The following is a 26239-nucleotide window of genomic DNA, read 5'->3' on the forward strand; positions in this document are numbered from 1 at the left end:
GCTGTATACGCCCCGCCTTAACGTCTTCCGCGCGACACTGCGCTTTCCGAAGCGGAGGCAGCCCATGGCAACCGAAACCGTACGCGGCAAGACCGTCACCATCCATTTCGATGGTGAACGCTGCATCCACTCACGCAACTGCGTGCTCCGCCACCCGGACGTTTTCGTGCCCAATGTGGTGGGCGAATGGATCCACCCCGACGCCGTGCCTCCGGAGGAAGTGGCGCTGATCGCGCGCAACTGCCCATCCGGCGCCATCCGCTACGAATACAACGACGGCAGCCACGCCGAACCCGCACCGGTGGTGAACCTGGTGCATGTGCGCGAGAACGGCCCGCTCGCCTTCAACGCACCGCTGTTGATCGCCGGCAGCGACGAAGGCATGCGCGCAACCCTGTGCCGTTGCGGCGAGTCACACAACAAGCCCTTCTGCGACCACCGCCATGTCGACTGTGGCTTTACCGCCAGCGGCGAACCGGCGGAAAAGAAGTCCGAAACCTTGCCGCAACGTGATGGCCCGCTGCAGGTCAACCCGACCAAAAACGGCCCGCTGCACGTCATCGGCAACCTTGAAGTCGTCAGCGGCACCGGCCGCACCATCGACCGGGTCACCGAGACCTGGTTGTGCCGCTGCGGCCATTCCAACAACAAGCCCTTCTGCGATGGCAGCCATAGAAAGGTTGGCTTCCAGGCTGACGGCGAATAACACATTCCCCCCCCCCAAAGGAGCTGCACATGGCAAACCTCGAACTCCGCCTTACCGCCGACGAAGGTGTTACCCAGGCCTTGCTCGACATGCTCAAGGGCATGGACGATGTGGATTCAGCCGAGGACATCACCGAACCCGCATTCGATGCCGACGACGAAGACAGCAGCTCGGCGGGCCTCAGCGACAACGAAGGCCCGGGCTCGCATCTGATCCAGGTGGAAACCATCAATGATGAGAGCCTGGCGCGGGTACTGGACGCAGCGCAGGCCCTGGCCGAGAGACTGGGTGCGGTATTGGAGATCGAATCCGATTCGCAGGACTGAGGTGAGTGGCCTGCGACCACGGTAAAGATATGCGACAGCTGCGGCCAATGCTGCAAACCTGTCCGAGATGTCGTTGCGGAGCGCACATGGCATGCTTCATTCCTGCAATTGACACCGAAGCTGGGAAGCCAATGAAGTTGCTGCCGCTGTTTCTACTCTGCATTGTTGCTGGCGCCTGCCCTGGCGCAATCGCCGCCGTGCCTGAAGCTCCCGCGCCACGTAACCGGGCGCAGGCCACCGCCATCGTGGCAGACATGCGCCGCGTGGTAGCCGACAACGGCATCGAGCGCCTGGAGATGGTCCGCATCGGCGGGATCGATCAATGGGTATCGATCCGCGGCAACGATGCGCGCAACCCGGTTCTGCTGATGCTGCATGGTGGGCCGGGTTGGGTCGCCATGCCCACCAGCTGGTACTTCCAGCGCGGCTGGGAGGAGTACTTCACCGTCGTGCAGTGGGACCAGCGCGGTGCGGGCAAGACCTTTGCGAGCAACGATCCAGTGCAGTTGGCCCCCACCATGACCCGCGAACGCATGGTTGCCGATTCACTGGAAATGGTGGCGTGGCTGCGCCACGAATTCGGCAAGCAGAAGATTTTCGTGCTCGGCCAATCCTGGGGCAGCTATTTGGGCCTGGAAGTGGCCAAACAACGCCCGCAATGGCTGCATGCCTATATCGGCATGGGCCAGATATCCAACGCGCCCGAGAGCGAGCGGCGCGGCTGGGCATGGACGATGCAACAGGCGCAACAAGACCACAACGCTCAGGCCATCGCTGACCTGCAGGCAATAGCGCCATATGCCCAGGGCAATACCCCGGTTGCATTGGATGCACTGTTCAAACAGCGACATTGGTTGAACCACTACGGCGGCATGGTCCACAACCGTCGCGGCGGCGATGCCGAGGCCGCAGCCTTTGCGTTGTCACCCGAATATGCCGACGCAGATATAGCCGCGGCCTGGAAGGGCAACGATTTTTCCATGCAGCATCTGCTCGCGGATGTGCTGACCCTCGACATGAGCAGCACCCGCCAGCTCAAGACACCGTTGTTCCTGTTCCTGGGCCGGCACGATTACAACGTGTCCTCCGAACTGGCAGCCGAATGGTTCGCCAGCGTGGATGCGCCGCAGAAGAAACTGATCTGGTTTGAACAGTCCGCGCATGAAGTGATGAATGAGGAGCCGGGAAAGACCTTGCTGAGCCTGGTGCAGGAGGTCCGACCCATTGCCGAGCAGGCCGGCGATGGCGTTTTCGAGCAGTGAACGGCCGTGCGGCAACGACAACACGCGCGGCCCAAGTCCACTGGCAGCGAGTCCATCACAAATGGAAACAATGCTGCGGATGCATGGGCAACGGATACCCGCACTCAATCAAAGATCGTACGAAAGCAGATCGTATCCGGTCGCAGCACGCACCACCCGCTGGTGCACGAATGAACCGCTGCCGCCATTGGTCAACACCACGATGCCCCGCCCCCGCTGCGCATCGCCAATGGCGAAGTTCTTGAAGATGCCGCTGTTGCTGCCGGAGTGGTAGAACATCGGCCCATCACGGGTCTGTTCGGTATTCCAACCCAAACCTTTCTCGGTCCATCGCCCCGGCAAGCTGATCTGCGGTGCCAGCATGGCTTGTCGCGCACTCTCACTGATCTCCCATGCCGCAGCTTGCCGGCCCGCCATCATCAAGCTCAGGAAGGTCGCATAGTCCTGCACGGTCGTGCGCAGGCTGGCGGCGGCATTGGCGAGGATGTCACCCGCCCAGGTCACCAAGCCTGGCGGCGACAAGGCCTGCACTTCCGGTAACGCGCGCTCGGCGTCTTCATACTTCCATGCAGACAGCGGCTTGCCCCAGCGCTCGGCGACGCGCTGGGCTGCACTCCATTGTTCGCGCAGCACCTGCGGCGGCACGCCCCCATCGACACGATCGTGTGCGCGATGACCAAACACGGAGCGCGCGGCCAGATCCGCATTCCAGGTATAGCTGCTGTCTTTCATCCCGGCAGGACCGAACAGAGAGGCCTGCATCGATTCGTCCAGGCTCTGCCCGGTGATCGCTTCAACGACCAGCTGCAACCAGACGAATGCCTCGCCGGAATAATTGATGCGTGTGCCGGGCTTCACCATCGGCACCAGTTTCTCGGTCGCGGGCGATTTGCGCCAATCGGGCAGCCCCGTCGTATGCCGCAATACGTCGCGCGCGGTGATGAGCGCCACCCATGGATGATCGCCAAGGTAATCAGGGCGCCGATAGCGAACAAGCGGTATATCCAGCTCGATCCGCCCCTGCCCCACCAGCTGCATCACCAGATAGGCAAACACCGGTTTGCTGAGCGAGGCGTCCTCAAACACCGTGCGCGCATCGACAGCTCTGCCAGTCTGTACATCAGCCAAGCCAAAGCCTCGACTCCATGCCAGGGCACCACCTTCAACCACGGCGATGCCCACGCCAGGGACCGCAAAGGCCTGCATGATCCGCGGCAGTTCGCCGAGGAAGGTATCGTCAGGGACCCAGGAACTGCTGGCGGTGCTTTTACACGACGCAGCCAATGCTCGGATTGAAGGCAACGTCGCAAGAATCCCCAACGTGGCGGACTGCGCGATGAAGCAGCGACGACCTGGAACCGTGCATATCGACATTGCCAACAGCCTCCGTTACGAAAGCCCAGCTTAGCCGGTGTTCCCCGAAAAGTTGGTCGGCATAAGGTCTAGAACAATCCGGTGCCCGATCGAAGCAGGTACCGTGCAGGCACCGATTCGGAATCGCGGAAACGAAAAATGGCCTGCATCTCTGCAAGCCACTGATTCTTTTGGTGGGCCCACCATCAATCGAAAAGCGATCCCATCTGCCTGAATCCAAAAGACTTTAAAGCAGGACGCCGTAATCGTTACTCACTCAGTTACTCACATCAGAAAAACCAAACCAACTTCGAATCCGGTACACGGCGAAAACTCGTTCTGCGCAGGAAGCACGTTCCGTTAGGGCATCCTAACTATGAAGGCCCCCGCAACCATCACGCCGCCTACAAAGCCCATGGAAAGAAGACCGGCTTGTAGCAAGTTTATCAAGAGCTGCAGGTTGGAGCGCAAAAGCGCACTGGTGATTCGTGCATCAAAATGGCCAAGGAGATGCTGCGAGACTCGGTGCGACAGGCCGATGCCACCCGCCGACCACTTTTCGTATAGCCGAACCACGTCGCGATTAATCAATAAAAAAAGCCCACCAGCGGGAACCGACTGGTGGGCAGTGGTGAGCGTTGCTCACCCGTCATGCGCAGCTACTTCTGAGGAGGGCGGCAACCCGCAGCTGCTGAGGACTGTACTTTCCCATCCCACGGCTTAAAAGCGCTTCAGGGATGCAGTAAGGTTCGTCCCCCGCTTCCGACGTGCTTCAAAGTTTGAGCAGATAGCAACGCAGGTGGACGTAGAGGGTTTACGATACCAATTCCAGCGCTCCCCCGTCATTTGGTCGCTGCTGTATAGATAGAAATCCCGGCGTACCGGGTCCGGTTCCGCTCCCCAGTAGAGGGGGCGGCTCATGACCACCGCCCTCAGCTCAGTCAAGCATTTGTGTGAAGTCCGAGCGGAGAGAGGCGGGCTTGCTCTGAAGGCCTAAAGCAAACCGAGTTGCAAAGGCGGATATATGAGGCCCTCGCCTGCCGCTTGGGCCATTAGATTGAGCTGGTGCGGTTCTGCCACTCGTTCGGTCTGGATATGCAGCACCTGGTGACCCCGGTGTACCAAGAGGTCCGAAATCAATCGCCGATGGCAGCGCCACCACAGCAGCTCTGCACACATCAACGCTGTACGGCTTTCCGCTGCTGCAGTCAGCGCTTGTTCAAGTCCGTCCGCAAACTCTGCGCTGGCCATGTGATCCGCGTACCCCTGAAACGAAGCGCTTTTCCACGCGCCATTCGGCGACTCTGGCTGCACTGATCGTCGTCCCCCTAGCTGAGGAACCCAGTGGTAGCCAATGCCGTCTAGGGGCAATTGTGTGCTCATCGCGTCGCTACCGAACCAAGGAAACTTGCGGGAGCCAGGGAACCGCCTGACGTCAACCACGGTGGTGATCTCGTGGACTCTTAGGACTTCCCGAAAAGCCTCCCAAGTGCGTGTGGAATGACCTACCGTCCAAAGCGGCGACGCCTCATCGAGAGGAGTCAGCTTGGCGCTGCCGTAGGCTGGACCTGTAGCATTCATAGCGGCCCTTCACACCCCGAATGGATCGGCCACACGAGGTTCCCTGTGTCAAAGCCCTGGCACTCAGCAATTCGCAGCCACTTGCGCGCGTCCGATGGCTCCATTACTGGACTTCGATGCAGAAGCACCAGGCCTTGGCGTAGCGGCTCGCCAATCAAGGCGGTCCGGTAATCAACGTCAACCTTGACCACGGATACCCTTCCGGAAAGGAAAGGCACCCAATGCAATGTCTCCGGATAGGAAATTTCTAGAAGTGAACCTGAAGAATCTTGCGGCGTGGCTACCCCGTGAAAGGTTCGATTCCCCAGCACTGGATGATCGAAGGAACTCAGCAAATCAATTGAGCCATCCGCACCGCGTGATTGGTCCACAAGCACATCTCGGAGGCCTTTGTCATCAGCACTCAGCGGTTTACGGCAGATTTCGTACCAGCGCCCGATATATAGATCCAAATCTACGTAGGGCGCTCGCCACAGTTCCGCTTGCACAGGTGCTCTCTCCGTAGGGCCACTCCGCCATTAGCTTTCACCTGTCCGAAATGCGCTGTGACGGCTACAGAGCATTCTTTCACCTCAAATACGCAGGCGCGCTTATTGCTGTGGTCCCCTTGTACAGATATAGCAAATGGCCCCACAGAAATTCACATCTAATGAGCATTCTTTCACGCCAGCCCACTGGGAGCCCACTAAATTTACCCCTCCCGATGAAGGAGAAGGCATATGCCTATCAAGACTGCAGAAGACCTTTTCATCCACGAACTGTCCGATATCTACAGTGCAGAGAAGCAGCTGACCAAGGCCCTGCCCCGTCTAGCTCGCGCTGCTTTCAGTCCAGACTTGGCCGCCGCGTTTGAAACCCATCTGGAAGAGACGCAAGGGCAGATCGAGCGTATCGACCAAGTAGTCGAGCTTCTCGGTATTCGCCTGAAGCGCATTAAATGCGCAGCGATGGAAGGCCTTGTGGAGGAAGGAAAGGACGCCATCGACAGCATTGAGGAAGGCCCGGTACGAGATGCCGCCCTCATTGGTGGTGCCCAGAAGGTAGAGCACTATGAAATCGCGTCTTACGGCACAATCGCCGCCCTGGCGAAACAGCTCGGCTATAAAGATGCCCTTCCGCTCCTCCTCGAAACGTTAGACGAGGAAAAAGCCACTGACGAGAAGCTGACGTTGCTGGCAAAGCAAGGCGGCAATAAGGCCGCCGCACAGGAGTGAAACTTGCCGGGCGGGCCTATTGGCCCGCCCGAGTAGCGTTGTTCACGGCAGTTCTAGCATCTTCGAGCCAGTCGACCAACGCAGAGTAGTAGCGCACTCGGTGGCTTGGGCGGCCGGTAGAGGAGAGATGATGTGAACCACTTGGGAATACGAGCATCTCAGCCTTGACGCCACCTCTACGAAGTAGCTCTGCAAGAAGCTCTTCGCCTTGGCCACGTGGGCACCGCTCGTCGGCATCGCCCTGCAGTATCAGTGTCGGAGCATGGATACCGTTGGCAGCAGCCAGTGGCGATAGTCCCCAATAGCGCTGGGCGCATTCACTGAGTTCCCCGCCCATCGCATAGGGTCCAACGTAGTAGCCGGTGTCTGACGTTCCGGTGTGCGAAATAAGATTTATGACCCCACCAGACACTACGCCACACGACAAACCTGCATCGTGGCCTAGCGCCCAAGCCGACAAGAAGCCGCCGTACGAGTGGCCAAAGCAGGCCGCGATGTCAGATGCAATGCCTTCCACGCGCAGCTTTCTCCTCACTTCCTCCCACTGGGGATAGTCGAGCTCTCCCCAATGGCCACAGAGGCGATGCGCGAACTCCAAGCCGTAACTGTTCGAGCCCACCGCATTGAGCGCCAAAATGGCCCAGCCCTTCTCTGCCAGTACAGGCCAGTGAATCAAGCGTTCGAACTCAAAGGAGGCAATGCTATGGGGCCCGCCATGCATGTCCAACAACAACGGGCGGGGACCTTCGCCGGGAGCACTAAGAACCCATCCCTGGACATCCTCGAAGCCACCGTTTCTATCAGCCACCCGGAACCACCGTTCTAAACAACGGAGCTCAGGCCTGTCCTTTCTCCATGCGTTGAAGTCGCTCACCTGAGTCAACGATCTGCCCTGCTTGTCGGCTATGAATATCTCTGGGCCAGCAACTGGCGAGCAAACCACAGCCGCCAGGTTCGCCGCTCCGGCCGCCATGGCTAAGCAGTGGCTCATCGGTTCAGCCACTATCAGCTCGATATCCCCGTTGAGTCCGATACCAATTATCCGCTGAAGGCCGCGATGAGCCTGGTTCACGATTAGCCGGCCCGTTCCGTCCCATGCGATTGCACTCGGAATAGCTAGCTCAACGTTCTCTTGCGTTTCAACTCCCCCCCCCCTGAAATTCCCACAGGCAAAGCAGACCGATAGAATCTCCCTCGATTTTGGACCCTGAAAAGGCCAGGCGCTGGCCGTCAGGAGACCATTGCAGGCCAGAGAACGAGACATGGTCCTCCGCCGTGCGAAACGGATCCTCATTGCCTTCCTTTATCCACAGCTGCATACAGTGTCGTTGATGGCCTCGACTTCGAGTAACGAAAGCTAACCTACCCGCTGTCGCACACCAGCGCGCCTCCAGCACTTCCAGTCCCTGGGCGTCGATCGACTCTACCGTGCCATCATCAATATTGAGCCATCCAAGACTTGCCTCATGCTCAACAACCACACCGGTGCCGTCTTGCTTGTAGGGGAGTTCACCAACTCGATAAGGCTCGTCACCCCCAACGCCGGCACGGGGTTTACTGATGACCAGGAGCTGTTTCCCAGCCGCCCCCCATTGCAGAATGGAGGTCACCTCTTCCTTCGCAGTAGAAACACGCTGGAGCTGACCACCACGCCCATGCCAAACGCATATCTCAGGCTGATCTCTCATAGCGATGAAGGCAACCTGTCGCCCATCGGGGCTGACTTGGGGTGAACTCCCGTCTTCGGCAACCCGCTCCACGCCGTCTTCTTGGCTCCACGTCCAAACGCAGGTACTGGAATTATCCTGAGCTCGTTGAACACACGTGGCCACCCAAGCAACACGTGGCCCGTCTGCGACCAGCGAAGTGAGTGTGACGTGGAGATAGAGATCTTCAACGCTGGCGGATGACATAAGAGTCCTCGTATTTACAAATGAAAAGGGCCCCCTTTCGGGGGCCCAAACTAACGCTAAGCATTAGCGCTCACGACGTTCGTTGCGCTCCTGATCGTTGCGCTCCTGATCGTTGCGCTCCTGATCATTGCGCTCCTGGTCGTTGCGGTTCTGATTTTGCTGATTCTGCTGATTCTGCTGATTCTGCTGATTCTGCTGATTCTGCTGGTTCTGCTGGTTCTGATTCTGGTTACCCATGATCGTTCTCCTTGGCGGCTGTATGCCGCAGCGACGATTCTCCTGATTCGGCGTTGTGAGGTGGTCGCGAGATGCGAAGGCAACTCAAACCTTCGTGAACACGTGGCTAAGAGTGCATGTCGCCTTGAGGAACGACGTGGATGCTGTAGCCATGCACAGATGGCCCAGTCTCTGCTGCACGTAATCCTTAATAGAACCCTCCAATCCATCAAGAAGTAAGGCCGCTCTGGCCAATAGCGGGGCAAAGTCCTGCGCAGCGGGCGGACGCCGTCTCTGTATTGTGGCGAGTCGCTCCAACTCCTCTAACTCCCAATCAACGTACTCTCTCTCACTGTCCATATTCGTTGCCTATGCCGACCGACGCGGTGGAACCTAGGTCTAGGCTTCATTCCCCATCAGTGAAAGATCGTGGTCGAGAGGTGAACGCTCTTTGGCGAGTTAGAAGGATTGATTCAAAGAGGGCGCGCCGCCGCAGTGGACGCCTTGGTAGGTGAGGCATAGCTCGCTAACAGCAACTCCGTCTACATCTCTTGTCCAGTACAAATACTCAGGCGAGCGTCAACACATGTAGAACGTGTGTTTATGGCGGAAGCCGGGTCCCGGCTTTTTTCTAGCCCCGCGGGCGCCGAATTTCGGCAGGATGCAGGTTGCATTAGACGGTAAATTGAAATGTGATTGCCGACCAACCCACTGCATGGCTGCAACGGTATCCTTCGCAGCGGCGCACTCTGCGCATGGGCGTGCGTCGACTCAGCAGATGGATCGGAGGGATTGATGACAGTAGCTCCAAGAACAAAGCCTGGGTCCACGCGGATCGTTCGATGGATAGGAACCGTGCTCGGTCTGGCGCTCAGCGCAGGCTTGATATCAACAATCCTCTTCGACCGCTCGGCGCGTCTGCAAGCGGCACAGACTCAAAGTGCGGCAGTGGCTCAAGGCGTGGACCGCGTACTCCGCTACGAGATACGTAACCTCGAAAGAGCCCTGAACGGTATGGCAGCGGAGGCAGACAGCTATGCGGCTGAACCGCCCCTCTGGGATCTACCCGCAACCATACGCGGTGTCATTTCTCGCAACAGTGAGCTCCAGGACATCGATCTGTTTGACGAAGACGGACATCCGCTTCACAGAGGTGTGAACGCGCCGACAGGTTTTCCGTCTATATTGCGATCGTCACTTCCGCCAGGCCGGCTGGGTATAGGTGCACTTTTAAACCAAGCGCGTTCGCAGCCGGTGGTACAGCTAGTACTTCGCACTCCGCAAGGCAACTGGCTGGTGGCGGGGCTGCGAACTTCAGAGCTACGCGCAATGCTAGAAGACGTCGATGTTGGCAGGGGCGGCGGCATCACAATCATGACGAGCGCCGGGGTGGTCCTCGCTCACCGAGGTGCAAACACTGAGCACCTACTCGATGATGCGGCGGGCGGGCCGTCGCAGCTACACGCCATCGATAACGGTACCCACCTGGTCAACCTAGCGTCATCTAACGGGTATCCGTTTGTCGTCGTCGCCGCCCTCTCCAAGAAAGAGGCGACTAAGCCATGGGGAAACTATACCGCGTTCCTGACATCACTCTTGCTGTTGTACTGGGTGGGCATGCTCTATCTGATGCGGAGGATGGCTGTCTCTGAGGCGGCTCGTCGCGACGTCCATGTTGCACTGCAACGCCATGCTGATTGGCTCGGCAAGGCCCAAGAAGCATCACGCGCAGGAGTATGGGCGATGGATATAGCCAGCGACCAAGTTCAGGCCTCAGCGCATGCAGCTGAATTGTTCGGCTTTCCGCGCAAAGAAGGTCTGATCCCGCTGACGGATTTCTTTCACCGCATGCATCAGGATGACCGGCCGTGGGTGGAACGAACGTTTGCACAAGCGCTGGAAAATGGAAGTCCCTTCCGGGCTGAGTACCGAATCGTGCTTCCTGATGGACAGCAGCGTTGGATCAGCGCGCGAGGGGCACCTGTTCTGGACAAGGAGGCGCAGCAGTGCATGACTGGCACCATCGTGGACATAACGGAGCGCCGACTGCAGCAGAATGAATTAGAGCGAGCCGAATCACAGTTCCGCGAGCTCTTTGAGCGCAATCCGCTTCCTTTCTGGGTTTTCGACGTTCAGTCGCTGCGTTTTCTGGCAGTGAATGCGGCAGCGGTCCAGCGCTACGGATACACGAGCGCCGAATTTCTAGAAATGACTATTCTCCAGATTCGGCCATCCGGGGAGGCAGCTGCGGTGCAGGACTCAGTCGATGATCCGTCCGAACCTCGTGACGCTACGCCTATCTGGCTACACATGACTCGCGATCGCCGTCGTATACACGTTCGCGTCCACAGCAGTAGTATTCGCTTTAATGGACGTGATGCGCGGCTGGTGCTGGCTGAAGATGTAAGTGAGCGCGTTGCCTATGAAGCAGACCTAAAATGGCGGGCCTCACACGAAGAAAGTACAGGACTGCTGCACCTGCGTACGCTGCTGGAACGTGTAGATGCAGACCACAGCGGGAATGGCTGTAGCAGGCCCTACGCCATAATCCACATCCAGCTGCGTGATTTGGAGCTAATGTCATCTACCTTCGGGCGAAGGACCCGCGACGCCCTTATCCACAGCGTGGCCCATCGCCTGCAACAGATATCTGAAGGCTACGGCCACTTGGCTTATGCGCCATCAGATGCTTTCGTGCTGGCGGTAACGCAGGGCGAGAATTGGAGCGACCTAGTAGACGCGTTAGTCGCAACCTTTACCGATTCCATCGAATCTGACACCGGCGTGCATCGCATGGAGGGCTGGATCGGCATTGCGTTCCAGCAACTAAACGAACGAGCTGAACAAGTAGCCGGTCACGCTGTATTGGCGGCTTTCGAGGCACGGGTGCAAAACTTGCCGACCATGCATTACTCGACGCGCATGACCGAGCGCGTTGCGGAGAGACTGGACACCGTACACAGGCTACGTACCGCGTTAGCACGCGAGGAGTTCGAGCTCTTCTTCCAACCCATAAAACGCATATCCGACGGAAACATCATCGTAGCCGAGGCCCTGCTGCGTTGGCGCACCAAGGACGGCTATGTTTCGCCGGCTACCTTCATTCCACTGTGCGAGGAATCCGGTCTTATAGCTCCTCTTGGCGAATGGGTTGTTGATGCAGCGGCACGCGCGAGCAGGTCGCTTGCTTCGTATGGCCACGATATCGCAATCGCCATCAATGTCTCCGCAGTGCAGTTCATGGCAGGCGCGGTGTCAAGCATGCTGCGCGACGCCCATAAACGGTACCAACTGCCTCGAGGCGCACTGCATGTGGAGCTGACCGAAAGCGCCATGCTGCAGCGTCCGGAAATGGCGCAGGCCACGATGGAGGAGCTCCGCAAGGATGGTGTCTGCGTTTCGATAGACGACTTTGGCACCGGTTTCTCTAGCATGAGCTATCTGCGGGACCTACCGCTGGATCACCTCAAGATCGACAGGAGCTTCGTACAGAACGTACACAACGACCCGCGCAATGCGTCCATTTGCAATGCACTGGTCGCGTTGGGGCATGGTTTGGGACTCAGTATTGTTGCCGAAGGCGTCGAGAACGTTTCCGAGCTCGAGTGGCTGAGTACGCATGGCGTTGATTGTGTTCAAGGCTACTACATCGCCCGGCCTATGCCCTTGGAGGCCTTGGTTGCGTGGCTGGAGACTAACGCCGCGGCTTGATTGCGCAATTGACACGAGCCGGCACTCAGGTGCCCGTCTGAGAGTGCGGTGCGGCAAGCGGTTTGGATTCAGGGGATTTGTCCTGCCGCAGGAAGATGCTCAGAACTACAATCGACAGTACGGCCAGGAACTCGCTCTGCCAATTCTGCATGGACTCGAACCAGAACTGCGCGCCCCCCAGATGCTGCGCCAACGAAAGTAGCTGCTCTCCTTCTGCGCCACGCTGTTCATTTTCGTGCAACCAGCTTCCATATGCGTGGCCGGCGAATGCGAGCAAGAACAGCATCAGGTAAGCCAGTGCCAGCGAGTTTGCATAGAGACATCGCCAGATTCCCCCTGCCTTGACGGGCCAGGGCGTAGGGCCAGCTTCTATATCGTCGTCCTCGTCAGCCGGGTCCAACGGTCGCGACTCTGCAGACCCACGCTGTCGTAAGCCAACAGTAAGTAGCACATACATCCCCATCTGCAGGAATTCGCTCTCCCAGTTTTCGAAGGTTGCCGAAATGAAATGACCACTGCCGAGGTAGGCAGTCATCGTTTCCGCTGCCAACCCCTGCTCCGCACGCTCCTCATTGCTGGCGCGGAAGCCAGTCAACACCTGCCCCGCCAGGAACGCGAGAAACAACAGTAGAAGTACCAGCGAAAGCCCGTTGCGCCTGAAGAACCCCATCTGTGCCTGCTTGCCCATTGCTTTGCTCCGTCTCTTGTATCGCTCTTACCCGTTACACCCTAGAACCATCGACGTCGCCAACCGAGCCATGTCATTGCTCCGGAGAAGAGCAAGAGCCCACCAACAATCGACCAAAACCCTGCATCACGTGTCTGGAATAGGCTGGCCTCAAAGTTCATGCCCAAGGCGCCGACGAACGTAGCCAGCACCCCAGCTATCACGGTCACGAACGTAAGCACTCGCATCGCCCCATTGGTGCGCAACGCGACTTGACCACTGAACAGCTCGAAGCTACCGATAACCAACTCACGCGCGTTCTCTATCATGTCCATGGCCCGCTCGAAGCGCGTATCCAGCGCGCCGAAGTGACGCTCTGCCTCTCTACTTTCCGAAGGCCGGAAATCCGGGCGCGACAACGCACCGAAAACCGAACGGTGCGGGGCCAACATCCGGCGCAATCTGGACGCCCAGCGCCGCAGCCGTTGCAGCTCGACGATATTGGCTTCGATGTCGTTGGTGGACATGTCTGATTCCAAGTGCTCGACCGCGCATTCGAAGTCACTGACCGCCTGGAAATATCCGGATAGCTGGTGGTCAAGCAATGTTGCCACGAAGCTCTCAGACGACAGCCCGCCAATAACCGCACCGTGGGCGCTTTCCCGCAGCGCGGCCAGGAACTCAATCTCTTCGGTGTGATAGGTGATCACTTGATTGGCGCCCGCCACGCAGACAAGTACAGCACCGCTTACCAGCTCATCGCCCTGCGCTGGCGTGACCGTGACGGTACGCGCCCAGAAGTGCTTCCCTTCGCGCTCCACAAGTGGCCTACTACCTGATTCGAGCAATAGTCGCGCTAGCTCCGGCAGCTTGCAGGAACGCCACAGTTCATCCAACGTCTGTACGTTCGGTGCCAGCAAATCCACCCACAACAGGTCGTTCTGCGTTACAACGCAGCCAGCAACATCCCCTAGGCTCAACTCACGCGGCGGTGCGTTCGAGCGGAATAAACGGGCAAAAAACTCGGGAGCGGCCCGACTGCTTTCCATTTAGCTCTCCTTTCCAAAATGCTGTAAGGCATCGAAGGCCGGTCCGCTGTCTGCGGTATAGCCAAGTACCGCTGCAACTGAAGGTTGCAGGATGTAGCCACTCTGCCGATAAAGAAGTGTGAGGAGACGTGAACTCCAGCACTCCTGTGGCTCCGTGTCACCACCAAGTGTTCACACAAATCCACGGTCTGCGAATGGCATCACGGCGAGTATTGGCGAAAGCTCAAGCTTCGAGTCGACCATGACCAGCATTTGGATGGCCTCCTATCCTTCCATCGACGATTCACGGGTTTTGCTCGGCGATATCACTTCCGACGTGGTCGTTGTCGGCGCCGGCATCACCGGTCTGTTGACGGCATGGCGACTGTGCAACGCGGGTTATCGTGTCGTGGTGCTTGAAGCAGGATTGGCTGGGCAGAAGAACACTGGCGCTTCGACCGGTAACCTGTATGGGTCAACGTCCGAGATGGCGACCCTCCTTGCCAAGTGGGGCGAAGACGTCCTGCGTGAAGTGACCGCCTCCCGAATGCATGCCATTGCCGGGGTGGACGCATTGGTGACGGAGTACGGGATCGACTGTGGGTTCGTACGCACCCCACTGCAGTGGAGTATCGAGAGCAATGCGCCGGCCGAACGGCAGCGTTACGCGCGCGAGCTGGCTGCTTATCGCGTTGCCGGCTTGAGTCCGCATCCCTCGCCGGGACAGCTCCCCTTCCCCTTGACCGATTCTTTCAGCGTCGAAGGACAGGCGCAGCTGGATCCTTACCGGCTGTGCCGGGCGCTGCTTGGCCTCTTGTCCCGACATGCTGCGTTGTTCGAGCAAACGCAGGTAATCGACATCGACGCTGCTGCGAGCTGCGTGAGAACCGCGACAGGCAAGGTGCATGCCAATCACATTGTACTGGCCACCCATTCACCAGCCGGTTTCAACCTGCTGCAGGCAGAAATGGAGGTGTACCGCGAATATGGAATCGCCGTCCCAGTCCAGACACCGCTACCCATCGGTATTCACTGGGTGACCGACAGCGGCCGGTCGCTGCGGTCCGTCCCGGAACAGCAGGCACCGCTGTTGGTGGTCGTCGGCGAGAAGCACCGTACCGGTGAATGGTCGCCCACGCAGGACCCTGCTGGCCGCCTGCTCAAGTATGCCCAGGAGCGTTTCGTAGTGAATGGACCGGTCGCTGCAAGCTGGTCCGCCCAGCAGTTCAAACCTGCCGATGGCCTGCCCTACATAGGCAGCAGCGCCCACGAGAATGTGTGGGTTGCAACCGGCTTCCAGGCCGATGGACTGACTTGGGGCGCGCTCGCGGCCGAGCTGATCGTTCAGGGCATCGAAGGCCGACAGCCTGATGATCTGGCGCACCTGCTCAGCCCGCTACGGATCACCCCGCTCAAGTCTGCCGGTGGCTGGGCCAGGACCAATGCCACGGTCATCAAACACCTGCTTGGAGACCGCTTGAAGGCGGAAGTAGACGATGGATCGGAGATCGCCCCAGGCAGTGGGCGTGTCGTGGGCAAGGGAGAGGGCCGCTGTGCGTTGTACCGCGATGAAACCGGCATGCTGCACGCCATGTCGCCAGTCTGCCCGCACCTGAAGTGCATCGTGCAATGGAACGGTGATGCCAACAGTTGGGATTGCCCATGCCATGGCAGCCGTTTCGGTCCTACCGGTGAACTCCTGGAGGGCCCGGCGCTGAACGGGCTTGCCAGAAAGCAGACACCTTCCTAGTGCCTATGACTCAGTTTCGGGCGGTCGCGGGGCAGCAGCCATGGCAACGCCAAGCCCACACCGAACGCTGCGTAGATGCAAAACATGTCCATGGGTTGAAGCCGGCGCTCGAAGCCCGGCGTCAACCGCGAAGGAACCACGTTGTAATCGACCAGATACGCTGTGACAGCTGTTGCCGCAGCCAGGGCGACAACTGGCTGGGGTGACCGTCGACCGCAGCGGAGCGTTTCATACGCCGTTGCCCAGAACACCGAGGACGCATGATGGATCAGATAGCCAGTAACGGTGTGGCGAACACTCCAACCAGTACGACGGTGCGCCTGTCGCGGCCAGATCCATTGGCTGGTGGCATTGGTACCGGCAGCCGCGGCATTGCTGCGGCAGTGGCTGAACCACGACACCAGGAGGCTGGACACCATGCTGGCGCAACTGCCGGAGCAGAACGCACGCGTGAGCAGCACCTTCAGGGCGCTCCGTTGCGTGTCCTGCTCACCGGTGGGACCGGGTTGATCGGCAAAGCACTGGCGGAGCGGCTTGAACGATATGGCCATGAGGTCATCCTGGGAGTGAGGGACGAAGCCGAAGCTTCACGCCATCAGCCGGGCACGCGTTTCGTCCAGTTTGATTTCACCCGCCGCCCGGAAGCGTCGTTTGCCGAGTCGTTGGCCGACGTTGATGTCGTGGTGAATGCTGTCGGCATCTTCGATGAAACCAGCAGGCAGAGTTTCGACGAGATCCATGTGAAAGGCCCGTGCATTCTGTTTGAACTTGCAGCACGGGCTGGGGTCAGCCGCATCATACAGATCTCGGCACTAGGTGCGGATCTCCATGCGGAAACGCGCTATTGGCGAAGCAAGGCCCGTGGTGATCGCTGTGCGAAGGCTTTTGCGGGGACTTCGGTGGTGGTGAGGCCCTCGCTGGTGTATGCCCCGTTGGGCAGGAGCAGTCAGCTGTTTCACCGTTTGGCGGTGCTGCCGTGGTTGCCCTGGCCAGCAGCAACCGCCGACGTGCAGCCTATTCATCTGGACGATCTGGTCGATGGCGTGGTCGCGCTTCTGAAGCACCCAGATCCGCCCCCGGTCATTGCTGCTGTCGGTCCGCTTGCATTGAGCATGAGCGCCTATCTGCGACTGCTTTCTCCAGAACCGGAGAAGCCCCTGCATATGTCGCGTGTTCCCATGCGCGTTGCACTGCTGCTGGCACGGTGCCTGCAGAAGTGGCCAGGAAACAGCATCAATGCGGACGCACTGAGGATGCTTGCACATCCGAATACAGCCGATGCGGCACCCTGGGCAGACCTATTGGGTAGACCATTGCGCCGACCGGAACATTTCGTCGAACCCGCACGTCGTCAGCAGGCGTATCAGCTGGCGGTGCTGTCCAACATGTTGCCGTTGCTGCGCCTGAGCGTGTCACTGACCTGGCTGGCGACCGCGTGGGTGTCCGCGTTCGCCTACCCTCAGGCCGCCAGCATCGAGTTGCTGGTGCGCGCGCAGGTCCCGTTGCCACTGGCACCGCTGGCGTTGTACGCGGCCGCACTGCTCGACGCGGCGCTGGCGCTGGCCATGTGGATACGTCGCTGGCGACGTGGTGTATACCTGCTGCAGATCGGGTTGATATTGGTCTACAGCCTGATCATCAGCCTTTGGCTGCCAGAGTTCTGGGCGCACCCCTACGGCCCCATGATCAAGAACCTGCCTATGCTGGCATTGACCACTTTGCTGCTCTGGCTGGAGAGTCCGCATGGACATCGTGTTCGTTAAGTACCTGCACATTCTTTCCTCGACGCTGCTTTTTGGCACCGGTGTGGGTACTGCGTTCTACCTGTTGTTCATCAGCCGCCAGCGCGACGCTCGGGTGGTTGCCCCAGTCGCACGTCTGGTGGTGATCGCAGACTGGTTGTTCACCGCAACCACAATTGTCTTCCAGCCGCTTTCCGGGCTGTATCTGGCTCATCGCATGGGCGTTGCCCTGACAACCCCCTGGCTTTACTGGTCGCTGGTGTTGTTCGCCATTGCCGCACTCTGCTGGCTTACCGTGGTCTGGTTGCAGATGAAGCTGCGTGATGTAGCGCTGGCTGCGGCAGCGTCCGGGCAGCAGCTGCCGCTATCCTATGACCGTTACATGGGAGCCTGGGCAGCGCTGGGCGTACCGGCCCTGATCTCGTTCCTGGTCGTTTTCTACCTTATGACCGCCAAGCCCTCGTTTGGCTGATGCAGCGTTGGTGCAACCGAAGGGTGAGCACCTGCTCGAGTTTGGCGGTCATGCGCTGGCGCGCGCGGATGCATTGCGGGCACGAGACCCGGACCGCAAACACCAGCAGTGGATTCATCCAGGCTGCAGCATCCCAGGTTTTGGCAACGGCACTTCCACCACGCATTCGACGCCTTTTCTGGTCAGCTGGTAGGATGTTCTCGCCTTGAGCTGATAAGGCAGCGCCCGTTCGATGAGCTCTCGCCCATAACTGCCCTCGCGTTCGGCAAGCAACTCGACCTCGTCGTAGAACTCTTCGGTCCAGGTCATCTTCAACGCGGGCGTACCATCTTCCCAGCGGTGCACGTGCCACCGCACCGTGAGTTTGCCAGCATCCGAACCCAGCGCACCGTACTTGGCGGCATTGGTTGCCAATTCGTGAAGCGCCAAAGCGAACGTCTGCAGCGTGGCCGAGCGCAGCCCCACCCCCGTAGGCCCTTCCAGTACCACGGAACCGCGCTGGGCGCCGTGTGCCTGCAATTCCTGGTGGAGGAGTCTGTCAAAGGCGACCTTGCCACCATCGTCAAGGCCGGAAAGCAGCGACTGAACACGCGCGATAGCTTCTATCCGATTGCCGTAAGACTGACGGAACTCGTCCAGCGTCCCACACTCTCTGAGCGTGCGATCAGCCACGGCGCGAATGAACGCCATCAGGTTACGGGTGCGGTGTTGCAGCTCGGCCATCAGCACCTGGGCACGTCCGGCGGCCTCTATCTCTTCGGTGCAGTCATGACCGATACCACCGATGCGCACCACATGACCTTCTGGATCAAGCAGCGGAAACTTGGTATTTCGCATCCAGCGCACTGCACCGTCCCCCCTGCGAATGCGGTACTCGATCACCATCCGCTGACCTGCACACACACGTTCAAGCGCGTCGTGAACTTTGTGTCAGTCTTCGGGAAGAATGAGGTTGGTCCAGCTTTCCAGCGTTGGATTGGCAAGCATTGCACCGCATTCGAACCCATAGAGACGTTCAAAAGCATGGCTCAGGTACTCCAGATCCACCGTCTCGGCGTTACGGATCCACAGCACATCGGAGGATGCATTGCTGAACTGGGCGAAACGTGCAGTGCTTTCCTGCAGGGCGCGGCTTGTGTCGATGTGATCCGTGATGTCGTGAATGGTGCCGACAACCCGCTGCGGTTCATTAGCGGGCTGCGAATGGAAAAAACGCTTCAGGAGCAGGCAGCGCTGCTGGCCGTCTGGCAACCAATAGCGGAACCGACAGCTGAATTCGTCGTACTCGTCGTCGGCTCGCAGCAGCACGGTCCGCAGCGCTTCATGGTCCAGTTCATGAACGCGGGCAATTAAAGCCTGCATTGTCGGTGCAATGACGCTGGGACGATAGCCGCAGATGTTGAACCGACGATCCGCCCAGATGATGGAATCATCCTCTATCTGCCATACCCAGCCAGCAAGGTCGGCCGATACAACCGGTGGAAGGCCAGCACTTGCATCGCCGCTTTCGACGTCAATGGACATTGCCATCAGTGTCCAGAAGTGCCGTCAGCATTGCCCTCACCTGCTCCACGCCAAACGGTTTGGTGCATTGCAGGCTGTCGGCGTAGCGCGGCGGCACCAACTCCCGGTCGTAGCCGGAAGCGAACATCAATGGCACATGCCCTTTGCTCAGGCGATCAGCCAGTGGGTAGACTTTCTGCCCGCCTAGATTGATATCCAGGATGGCGGCATCGGGCAGCGCACAGCTGTCCAGCAGAGCGTCCGCGTCCTCAAGGTTGCCGACCGGCCCCAGTACCTGTGCCCCTTCGCATTCGAGCAGCTCACGCAGGCAATCACCCAAGAGGTACTCATCTTCCACCACCAGAATCCGCCGCCCGGCGAGATAACTGCGCATGACGATATGCTCTTTGAATCTGAACCGACTATCAACTGGCAGACGTTCCCCCCGCGTGAAAGCAGCCTTAGTCTGCTCATGGTCCACAGCGGAGCTATTGTTTCCAGTGCAATGTGTGGCAGGAATCAACGCCTTGGCAGTGGAGCTGACGAGCACGTAACGCCTGCTGGCCTAGGGTCTGCTCAAGTCCAGTGAAGAACACTCCTGCTACGTTCTTTCTGTCCCTAACGTCGTTAATGGAGTTCCTTCCCTCACTACGAAGGCATCCCCCACTCCGACAATCAGCAACTGCCACTCTTCGCAACAAATCTCGCGCAAGCGCGCGTCACGACGAGCGTTGCAAGGTGAAGATCGAAACAACCTGGGCGAGAGAATCGCTCCATCGCAGACGCCCGCGGGCTGCGCAGGCGTACGGGACGGTCGGAGTGATGGCATGGAGGTCTACATGAGCAGGGCCTTGCCGAGCCGGCTTCCGCCGCAGTTTCGTTGGGTGGAAGAGCCGGAAAGAAAATTTCTGTGCTTGAACTCGGTCAAAGTACTTGAGATATGCAAGCGGAACCGAGGCTGGATCGTGCATGTGTTCTTGCAGGATCCAGAGCGAGAACAGCCGATCGTTGCGGTAGGCTCCGCCAACGCAGGCATGCGGTGGGGCGCCAACTGGGCGAAGCTACGGTCGCGCCTTCTGATTTCCCTTGCAGCGGCGAAAGAAGAACCCGCCTCCGACGGCACTCCTTGAGCTCGGCGCGACATACGCACCGTGAGCGTCTGCCCCCGGATGCAGCGCATCGGTATGAGACAGCGCAAAGATATGACGGGTCATCAACTGCTCACGCGGATCTACCGATACGCAACATTACCTGCGAAAAGATGGCGACACGTCATGGGTTGAATGCCGTACCAATCCATTGCGTGTGCACCAACGCCTCCGCGCTGGCACTCAAGCAAAGGAGCTACCAATGAACAACCGTATCCTGATGACTGCGCTCGCCTTGGCGAGCGCCCTATCGCTGGCCGGCTGCCGGGATGAACCAGGTGTTCCAGCCGACTCCGACACTGCAGCGGCAACGACTCCCGGTGTTGTGTCACCGGACCCCACAACGCCGCGGACCGAATCTCCGGCTGGCATCGTGGCGCCGGGCGATTCCGGCGCCGCGGGCGAAATGCGCAACCAAAGTGCCGATGAGCGTTCTGCGCTTGGCGTATTGAATGCCATCAATGATCACGAGATCGCCGCTGGCCGACAGGCGCAGGAGAAAAAAGTTACCGGCGACGTGGCGGACTATGCGCAGCTGATGATAGACGAACACACCCGCAACAAGGAGCAGACCAACGCATTGAATCCTGACGCGAACAGCGCCGAAGCGAAGGATCAGGCAGCCAAGGGCCAGGCCCAGCTGCAGCAAATGGCTGCCAACAACGGGGATGCCTATCGAAAAGCATACGAGGACGCGATGATCGACGGACATGCCGAAGCATTGGCAATGCTGGACGAGAAGCTGATCCCCAGCGCTGCCGGCCCGCAGGCCAAGGCACATCTACAGCAGACACGAGAGCATGTGGCGCGACATCTTGCTCTGGCGCGCGCATTGAAAAAGGACGGAAGCGTGACCTCGACCGATGACGGCCGGGCACCAGCTCCCTCACCCTGAGAGGGTTTGACCTGATACTTCCGAAGGAGCAACGAGATGGCCAAGCTTCCGTTCAATCCAACCGGCAATGCGAGCGACCAAGACAAGGCCCACACGCCTGACAAACTGCGTAACGACAAGGCGCTGTGGAAAGACCGCGACATCCCTGATGCGGAACACACCGCCAAGCCCGAGGACTACGAACGTCCGCCGCCGCCCAGGAAGAAGCAAGGCTGACTCGTCCAGGCTTGAAGTCTTAAAAAGGAAGGCCCCGCGATGCGGGGCCTTCTTTTGTTTTGTCGTCAATCAGCGCTTCTGTTCCTGATCTCGATTCTGCTCGTTCTGGTTTTGTTCGTTGCGCTTCTGATCCTGATTCTGATCGTTGCGGTTTTGCTCGTTCTGGTTCTGATCATCGCGGTTCTGGTTGTTCCGGTTCTGATCATTCTGGTTCTGATCGGTACGGTTCTGTTCGTTCTCGCGTGGGTTCTGGCCCATGACGTTTCTCCATCGCCGCAAGCGGGATGCCGCGTACCGCTCCATGGTCCCGCCTGTTGCATATGGAGGAAGCGCACACGTGTGAGGAAAGTGCGCATCAGATTCACAGGACAGATGATGGCGGCTTTCCATTCGGCTCATGGCGTAACCAAAGAGGGCTCGCGGGCCGGATTGCGGTGCGCTGCAATGGCCGAGACAAAGGCCGTAATCACTGCATCGTCTGCCGCATCGGCCAAGAGCAACAGGGGATCGTGATCTAGCAACACAAGTCCTGCGGCATCCAGCACGGCCCTGGCACCACCAATGAAAAGCAACGGTTTGCCATGCCGATAGGCGTCGCGCACATGTTCCAAGGCCCGCACGTCTCGCGCTAGCGCATTCACCGCATCGGCTCCGGACACAACGACCAGTGCATCGAACAACACCCCAGGTTCGTTTTCAAGCGACGCATCGGCATCGATCACACCACCCTCCTCACTGTCCAGCAGCCCAAGATGCGGCCCCACCAGACGCACCATGGCGCCCTGCGCGACAAGTGCTCCAGCCAACGCCGTGATGTCGGCCTGCCGGCTTCCATCGGCCACCAGGATTGCAATGCGGCGCGTGCGGACGCCGCGCTCACCCGGCCTTGCCAGTAACGACAACGCCGGAGAGTTGACTACCTCGGCTTGCACCTTGCCTTTGAATGCACGCGGCATGCGTGCCGGGAGCCGCATACCCAGCCCCTTCGCCACCTGCTTTGCCAGCGTCTCGGATGCGTTTCGCAGCATGGAGACTACGCGTTCGCGAACCGCCGGGACCGTGACCTTGCTCAACTCGAAGCGGAATGCCTCGGCAATATGGCGTTGCTCCGCCTCGGTTTGGCTTTCATAGAACAGCGTGGCCTGGGCGAAGTGCTCAGCGAACTTCTCAGGTTTGGCGCGGACCTCGTCGCCTGCAGTCGGCTCAGCGAAAGACACAAAACCTGCGGTTCCGGCCTGGAATGGGCAGCCCCCGGCCAGCGAGTTCGGTTCGTAGGACACCCTGCCGCGATGCACTGCCTGGCGGTGCATGCCATCCCGCTGGTTGTTGTGCACCGGTACCAGGGGCGCATTGACGGGAATCTCATGGAAGTTTGGACCGCCCAACCTGCTTATCTGCGTATCCACATACGAATGAATGCGTCCGGCCAGCAGCGGATCGTTGCTGAAATCTATGCCCGGAATGACATGCGCTGTACAGAACGCGACCTGCTCGGTTTCTGCGAAGAAATTGTCCGGGTTTCGGTCCAGCACCATGCGTCCGATCGGCCGCACGGGCACCAACTCCTCCGGCACGATCTTAGTGGCGTCCAGTACGTCGAAGCTGAAGCCGTCCGCTTCTTCTTCGGTGAAGACCTGAACACCCAGTTCGTATTCCGGATACTCGCCAGCTTCGATTGCCTCCCACAGGTCGCGGCGATGGAAGTCCGGGTCTGCACCCGAGATCTTCACCGCTTCATCCCAGACCAACGAATGGGTTCCAAGCTTTGGTGTCCAATGGAACTTACAGAAAACGGACTTGCCGCGCGCATTCACCAGCCTGAAAGTATGGACACCGAAGCCCTGCATCATCCGGTAGCTGCGCGGAATGGCTCGATCCGACATCTGCCACATCAGCATATGCGTTGATTCCGGCATGAGCGATACGAAGTCCCAGTACGTATCGTGGGCGGATGCTGCTTGCGGCATCGCGTGGTGTGGCTCGGGCTTCACCGCGTGTACAAGATCGGGAAACTTGATTGCGTCCTGGATGAAGAACACCGGCATGTTGTTCCCCACCAGGTCCCAATTTCCATCTTCGGTGTAGAACTTGACGGCGAACCCTCGGACATCGCGCGCCGTGTCCTTGGAACCGCGCTCGCCGGCTACGGTTGAGAAGCGTACGAACACAGGCGTCTGCTTTCCCGCCACCTGAAAGGGTGCAGCGCGGGTCAGCGAAGACAGGTCCTCATAAGCTTCAAAGTAGCCGTGCGCACCAGAGCCGCGCGCGTGCACGATACGTTCGGGAATGCGCTCGTGGTCGAAGTGGGTGATCTTCTCACGAAGGATGAAGTCCTTCAGCAGCGCTGGTCCGCGTTCTCCAGCCTTGAGGCTATTCTGGTTGTCGGAGATCGGCACCCCCTGGTTCGTGGTGAGCTGTTGATCCATTGCATCGTTGCGTACCCGCGACAGCGGGCTGCTGCCAGAATCCTGCCCCGGCGCTGCGGCAAGCCCGGTTTTCTCATTTGTGTTCGCTTCGCTGACAGTGCTCGCGCCGGCAAGGGTCGACGGCGCTGCAAAGTGCTCTCCCTCAGGTGGCGACGTCGCGCGTCTGCGCCCATGTTCAGCAACCTTCTGTGCATTGTGTCCACGCGCGGCTGACCACTCATTTATCTGCGCAGGCACCCCATCAATGTCGCGCACCGGCGTGCGGGAGTGCTCCCCCCTTGGGCCACTGTCCGAGCGCGCGGCGGATTTTTCAGGAGCATTTTGCAACGATGGTTTTTTTTGGCTGGCCATGAGAGCAACTCATCTGGACGGCACTCAAACATAGCCATCTGTGGTGAAACACATGTGAGCCGGATGGCAATTCCACTCACGACGGATTGACTGGACCAAGCGCAGTTTCCGTTTACACACGGCAATCGAGATGATCATGAAAGCACTCACTTATCAGGGCGCGAACAAGGTAAGCGTGGATACGGTGCCGGACCCCGAGATAGTGGCGTCTGACGACATCATTCTGCGTGTCACCGCCACCGCCATCTGCGGGTCAGATCTGCACATTTTCCGCGGCAAGATCCCCGGGATGAAGGATGGCGATATCCTCGGGCACGAATTCATGGGAATTGTCGAGGACGTCGGCCCCCAGGTTCAGAAAGTGAAGCCGGGCGACAGGGTGGTGGTGCCCTTCGTCATTGCGTGCGGCCAGTGTTTTCATTGCCTGCTGAATGAGTACGCGGCATGCGAAACGACCAATAGCGGTCCCGGCGCGACGATCAACAGAAAAGAGCTGAGGCCACCTGCAGCCTTGTTCGGTTACAGCCATATGTACGGTGGCATAGCCGGCGGACAGGCGGAGCTGGTGCGCGTGCCGAAAGCCAACGTCGGCCCGCTGGTGATACCTGATGTGTTGAGCGATGAGCAGGTGCTGTTTCTCTCCGATATTCTGCCGACTGGCTACCAGGCCGTTCTGAACGCAGGTATCAAGCCAGGCTCGACGCTGGCGATCTTTGGGGCCGGCCCCGTCGGCTGCATGGCCGCGGCCTGCGCACGGATGCTGGGTGCGGAAACCATCTACATGGTTGACCACAACCCCTATCGTTTGGAGTTCGCGCGCGATATGTACGGTGTTCTTCCAATCAACTTCGATTACGACGATGACCCAGCCGCGGTCATCATTGAGGCAACCCATGGACGCGGTGTGGACGCCAGCATTGACGCAGTGGGTTTTGAAGCCAAAGGCAGCACAACCGAAACCGTGCTCACCACGTTGAAGCTGGAAGGCTCGAGCGGGAAGGTGCTGCGTCAATGCATCGCCGCAACCCGCCGCGGGGGAACAGTCAGCGTCCCGGGGGTCTACGCCGGTTTCATCCACGGGTTCCTGATTGGCGATGCTTTCGACAAAGGACTTACCTTCAAGATGGGCCAAACCCATGTGCAGGGCTTGATGCCAGAACTCCTTGAGGCGATAGGCAATGATCGACTGAATCCAGAAGTGATCATTTCTCATCGGTTGAAGCTTGCAGATGCTGCACGCGGCTATGAGTTGTTCAACGAGCGCCAGGACAACTGCCGCAAAGTCGTGCTCACTCCTTGATGGAGTTCCCACGGAAGCTGGGCCCCATATCAAGGGGCCCTTTTGTTTCAGCCCACCACCAGTGACCACTTCATCTCAGAGCCTTCAAACCGGTACCTGAAGCCTTCTCGGTCAATCTGCCGGGCTATGTTTCCTTCCTCATCCACCAGCGTGCTCATCTCGACGTCCACGTCGACGCTGGTAGCCGCTCAGCGGACTGGAATCTCTCTAACCACCCTCAGGCTTCTGTGCTCTGTCGAGATGACTCTGACCGAACGCCGTTCCTGACCTGGCCCTCCAAGATAGAGTTTGATGCCCTGCACTTCGAAGTCTCCCGTTTGTGTTCCCCTGCCCCAGCGCCGGCTTTTATAGCGATGGCAATGTTAAGAGAAACTCAAGGAGCAGTACGCTCACAGAAAAAGTGACACCAACAAGCCGCAGATCGCTTGGTATACGAATTGACCCGGGTGTCTGGCGAGC

General features: G+C 59.1%; 24 protein-coding genes and 1 pseudogene. 12 read left to right on the plus strand and 13 right to left on the minus strand.

Translation table 11 applies throughout. The annotated features are described in order from the left end of the window. Positions 1–64: 64 nt before the first annotated feature. From RT131_RS17245 to RT131_RS17255, 3 genes are all read left to right on the plus strand, one after another. Complete coding sequence (locus tag RT131_RS17245) at positions 65–706, plus strand: CDGSH iron-sulfur domain-containing protein (RefSeq protein WP_313173996.1); 642 nt, start codon at positions 65–67, stop codon at positions 704–706. A 29-nt stretch (positions 707–735) separates the two neighbouring features. Next, positions 736–1032 (plus strand): hypothetical protein, encoded by a 297-nt coding sequence (locus RT131_RS17250; protein ID WP_313173997.1) that lies wholly within the window; start codon positions 736–738, stop codon positions 1030–1032. A gap of 197 nt (positions 1033–1229) precedes the next feature. Continuing rightward, the gene (locus RT131_RS17255; RefSeq protein ID WP_313173998.1) at positions 1230–2294 is read left to right on the plus strand and encodes an alpha/beta hydrolase; all 1065 of its coding nucleotides are present in this window, start codon (positions 1230–1232) and stop codon (positions 2292–2294) included. Between the two features lie 108 nt (positions 2295–2402). Here the strand turns inward: RT131_RS17255 and RT131_RS17260 are convergent, their stop codons facing one another. Beyond that, the gene (locus RT131_RS17260) at positions 2403–3668 is read right to left on the minus strand and encodes a serine hydrolase domain-containing protein (RefSeq protein ID WP_313173999.1); all 1266 of its coding nucleotides are present in this window, start codon (positions 3666–3668) and stop codon (positions 2403–2405) included. Between the two features lie 972 nt (positions 3669–4640). Beyond that, entirely contained in the window at positions 4641–5228 is a 588-nt protein-coding gene (locus RT131_RS17265) for a DUF488 domain-containing protein (protein ID WP_313174000.1), read from the minus strand. A 719-nt stretch (positions 5229–5947) separates the two neighbouring features. Between RT131_RS17265 and RT131_RS17270 the strand changes: the two genes are divergently transcribed. Next, positions 5948–6442 (plus strand): ferritin-like domain-containing protein, encoded by a 495-nt coding sequence (locus RT131_RS17270; RefSeq protein WP_313174001.1) that lies wholly within the window; start codon positions 5948–5950, stop codon positions 6440–6442. A 16-nt stretch (positions 6443–6458) separates the two neighbouring features. Here RT131_RS17270 and RT131_RS17275 read toward each other — a convergent pair whose 3' ends face one another. The 3 genes from RT131_RS17275 to RT131_RS17285 all read right to left on the minus strand — a co-directional run bounded on the left by RT131_RS17275 (position 6459) and on the right by RT131_RS17285 (position 8592). Then, on the minus strand, positions 6459–7514 hold the full coding sequence (locus tag RT131_RS17275; RefSeq protein ID WP_313174002.1) for a prolyl oligopeptidase family serine peptidase: 1056 nt from the start codon (positions 7512–7514) through the stop codon (positions 6459–6461). A gap of 67 nt (positions 7515–7581) precedes the next feature. Beyond that, positions 7582–8052 (minus strand): hypothetical protein, encoded by a 471-nt coding sequence (locus RT131_RS17280; protein ID WP_313174003.1) that lies wholly within the window; start codon positions 8050–8052, stop codon positions 7582–7584. Between the two features lie 366 nt (positions 8053–8418). Continuing rightward, complete coding sequence (locus RT131_RS17285) at positions 8419–8592, minus strand: hypothetical protein (RefSeq protein ID WP_313174004.1); 174 nt, start codon at positions 8590–8592, stop codon at positions 8419–8421. Between the two features lie 834 nt (positions 8593–9426). On the opposite strand from RT131_RS17285, the gene RT131_RS17290 reads away from it, so the two are divergent. Further along, positions 9427–12282 carry an EAL domain-containing protein gene (locus RT131_RS17290; RefSeq protein WP_313174005.1) on the plus strand — a complete coding sequence of 952 codons (2856 nt, stop codon included), beginning with the start codon at positions 9427–9429 and terminating at the stop codon, positions 12280–12282. A 25-nt stretch (positions 12283–12307) separates the two neighbouring features. Here the strand turns inward: RT131_RS17290 and RT131_RS17295 are convergent, their stop codons facing one another. Beyond that, a complete protein-coding gene (locus RT131_RS17295; RefSeq protein ID WP_313174006.1) occupies positions 12308–12970 on the minus strand; it encodes a DUF6766 family protein in 663 nt (220 codons plus the stop codon). Positions 12971–13011: 41 nt separating this feature from the next. After that, entirely contained in the window at positions 13012–13998 is a 987-nt protein-coding gene (locus tag RT131_RS17300) for a CorA family divalent cation transporter (RefSeq protein ID WP_313174007.1), read from the minus strand. A 154-nt stretch (positions 13999–14152) separates the two neighbouring features. On the opposite strand from RT131_RS17300, the gene RT131_RS17305 reads away from it, so the two are divergent. From RT131_RS17305 to RT131_RS17315, 3 genes are all read left to right on the plus strand, one after another. Further along, entirely contained in the window at positions 14153–15727 is a 1575-nt protein-coding gene (locus RT131_RS17305) for an FAD-dependent oxidoreductase (RefSeq protein ID WP_313174008.1), read from the plus strand. 260 nt (positions 15728–15987) lie between these two features. Continuing rightward, positions 15988–17490: an SDR family oxidoreductase gene (locus RT131_RS17310; RefSeq protein WP_313174009.1), complete on the plus strand. Its 1503-nt coding sequence runs from the start codon at positions 15988–15990 to the stop codon at positions 17488–17490. Further along, positions 17471–17941 carry a DUF2269 domain-containing protein gene (locus tag RT131_RS17315; RefSeq protein ID WP_313174010.1) on the plus strand — a complete coding sequence of 157 codons (471 nt, stop codon included), beginning with the start codon at positions 17471–17473 and terminating at the stop codon, positions 17939–17941. The genes RT131_RS17310 and RT131_RS17315 overlap by 20 nt, the downstream gene beginning before the upstream one ends. A gap of 114 nt (positions 17942–18055) precedes the next feature. Here the strand turns inward: RT131_RS17315 and RT131_RS17320 are convergent, their stop codons facing one another. From RT131_RS17320 to RT131_RS17335, 4 genes and pseudogenes are all read right to left on the minus strand, one after another. After that, entirely contained in the window at positions 18056–18664 is a 609-nt protein-coding gene (locus RT131_RS17320; RefSeq protein WP_313174032.1) for a sensor histidine kinase, read from the minus strand. 42 nt (positions 18665–18706) lie between these two features. Next, positions 18707–18856, minus strand: a pseudogene (locus RT131_RS17325) (PAS domain-containing protein); the annotation flags it as partial. 15 nt (positions 18857–18871) lie between these two features. After that, on the minus strand, positions 18872–19465 hold the full coding sequence (locus tag RT131_RS17330) for a PAS domain-containing protein (RefSeq protein ID WP_313174011.1): 594 nt from the start codon (positions 19463–19465) through the stop codon (positions 18872–18874). Then, positions 19455–19994 (minus strand): hypothetical protein, encoded by a 540-nt coding sequence (locus RT131_RS17335; protein WP_313174012.1) that lies wholly within the window; start codon positions 19992–19994, stop codon positions 19455–19457. Before RT131_RS17335 ends, RT131_RS17330 begins: the two co-directional genes overlap by 11 nt. Positions 19995–20283: 289 nt before the next feature. Here RT131_RS17335 and RT131_RS17340 point away from each other — a divergent pair, with 289 nt between their 5' ends. The 3 genes from RT131_RS17340 to RT131_RS17350 all read left to right on the plus strand — a co-directional run bounded on the left by RT131_RS17340 (position 20284) and on the right by RT131_RS17350 (position 21703). Continuing rightward, positions 20284–20574 (plus strand): hypothetical protein, encoded by a 291-nt coding sequence (locus RT131_RS17340; RefSeq protein WP_313174013.1) that lies wholly within the window; start codon positions 20284–20286, stop codon positions 20572–20574. A 220-nt stretch (positions 20575–20794) separates the two neighbouring features. Further along, entirely contained in the window at positions 20795–21487 is a 693-nt protein-coding gene (locus RT131_RS17345; RefSeq protein ID WP_313174014.1) for a DUF4142 domain-containing protein, read from the plus strand. A gap of 36 nt (positions 21488–21523) precedes the next feature. Further along, a complete protein-coding gene (locus RT131_RS17350; protein WP_313174015.1) occupies positions 21524–21703 on the plus strand; it encodes a hypothetical protein in 180 nt (59 codons plus the stop codon). A gap of 69 nt (positions 21704–21772) precedes the next feature. Here the strand turns inward: RT131_RS17350 and RT131_RS17355 are convergent, their stop codons facing one another. Next, a complete protein-coding gene (locus RT131_RS17355; RefSeq protein WP_313174016.1) occupies positions 21773–21961 on the minus strand; it encodes a hypothetical protein in 189 nt (62 codons plus the stop codon). A gap of 137 nt (positions 21962–22098) precedes the next feature. Next, a complete protein-coding gene (locus tag RT131_RS17360; RefSeq protein ID WP_313174017.1) occupies positions 22099–24480 on the minus strand; it encodes a catalase in 2382 nt (793 codons plus the stop codon). Positions 24481–24616: 136 nt separating this feature from the next. On the opposite strand from RT131_RS17360, the gene RT131_RS17365 reads away from it, so the two are divergent. Beyond that, on the plus strand, positions 24617–25780 hold the full coding sequence (locus RT131_RS17365) for a zinc-dependent alcohol dehydrogenase (RefSeq protein WP_313174018.1): 1164 nt from the start codon (positions 24617–24619) through the stop codon (positions 25778–25780). Positions 25781–26239 lie beyond the last annotated feature (459 nt).

The sequence above is a fragment of the Stenotrophomonas sp. genome (assembly GCF_032066555.1).
Classification (GTDB): Bacteria; Pseudomonadota; Gammaproteobacteria; order Xanthomonadales; family Xanthomonadaceae; genus Stenotrophomonas.

What these genes read in the sequence shown, in the direction of transcription:
- RT131_RS17245 (WP_313173996.1), top strand. Translation starts at nt 65, where the DNA reads ATGGCAACCGAAACCGTACGCGGCAAGACCGTCACCATCCATTTCGAT.
- RT131_RS17250 (WP_313173997.1), top strand. Translation starts at nt 736, where the DNA reads ATGGCAAACCTCGAACTCCGCCTTACCGCCGACGAAGGTGTTACCCAG.
- RT131_RS17260 (WP_313173999.1), bottom strand. Translation starts at nt 3,668, where the DNA reads ATGTCGATATGCACGGTTCCAGGTCGTCGCTGCTTCATCGCGCAGTCC.
- RT131_RS17265 (WP_313174000.1), bottom strand. Translation starts at nt 5,228, where the DNA reads ATGAATGCTACAGGTCCAGCCTACGGCAGCGCCAAGCTGACTCCTCTC.
- RT131_RS17270 (WP_313174001.1), top strand. Translation starts at nt 5,948, where the DNA reads ATGCCTATCAAGACTGCAGAAGACCTTTTCATCCACGAACTGTCCGAT.
- RT131_RS17285 (WP_313174004.1), bottom strand. Translation starts at nt 8,592, where the DNA reads ATGGGTAACCAGAATCAGAACCAGCAGAACCAGCAGAATCAGCAGAAT.
- RT131_RS17295 (WP_313174006.1), bottom strand. Translation starts at nt 12,970, where the DNA reads ATGGGCAAGCAGGCACAGATGGGGTTCTTCAGGCGCAACGGGCTTTCG.
- RT131_RS17300 (WP_313174007.1), bottom strand. Translation starts at nt 13,998, where the DNA reads ATGGAAAGCAGTCGGGCCGCTCCCGAGTTTTTTGCCCGTTTATTCCGC.
- RT131_RS17310 (WP_313174009.1), top strand. Translation starts at nt 15,988, where the DNA reads ATGATGGATCAGATAGCCAGTAACGGTGTGGCGAACACTCCAACCAGT.
- RT131_RS17315 (WP_313174010.1), top strand. Translation starts at nt 17,471, where the DNA reads ATGGACATCGTGTTCGTTAAGTACCTGCACATTCTTTCCTCGACGCTG.
- RT131_RS17320 (WP_313174032.1), bottom strand. Translation starts at nt 18,664, where the DNA reads ATGGCCGAGCTGCAACACCGCACCCGTAACCTGATGGCGTTCATTCGC.
- RT131_RS17330 (WP_313174011.1), bottom strand. Translation starts at nt 19,465, where the DNA reads ATGTCCATTGACGTCGAAAGCGGCGATGCAAGTGCTGGCCTTCCACCG.
- RT131_RS17340 (WP_313174013.1), top strand. Translation starts at nt 20,284, where the DNA reads ATGAGCAGGGCCTTGCCGAGCCGGCTTCCGCCGCAGTTTCGTTGGGTG.
- RT131_RS17345 (WP_313174014.1), top strand. Translation starts at nt 20,795, where the DNA reads ATGAACAACCGTATCCTGATGACTGCGCTCGCCTTGGCGAGCGCCCTA.
- RT131_RS17350 (WP_313174015.1), top strand. Translation starts at nt 21,524, where the DNA reads ATGGCCAAGCTTCCGTTCAATCCAACCGGCAATGCGAGCGACCAAGAC.
- RT131_RS17355 (WP_313174016.1), bottom strand. Translation starts at nt 21,961, where the DNA reads ATGGGCCAGAACCCACGCGAGAACGAACAGAACCGTACCGATCAGAAC.
- RT131_RS17360 (WP_313174017.1), bottom strand. Translation starts at nt 24,480, where the DNA reads ATGGCCAGCCAAAAAAAACCATCGTTGCAAAATGCTCCTGAAAAATCC.
- RT131_RS17365 (WP_313174018.1), top strand. Translation starts at nt 24,617, where the DNA reads ATGAAAGCACTCACTTATCAGGGCGCGAACAAGGTAAGCGTGGATACG.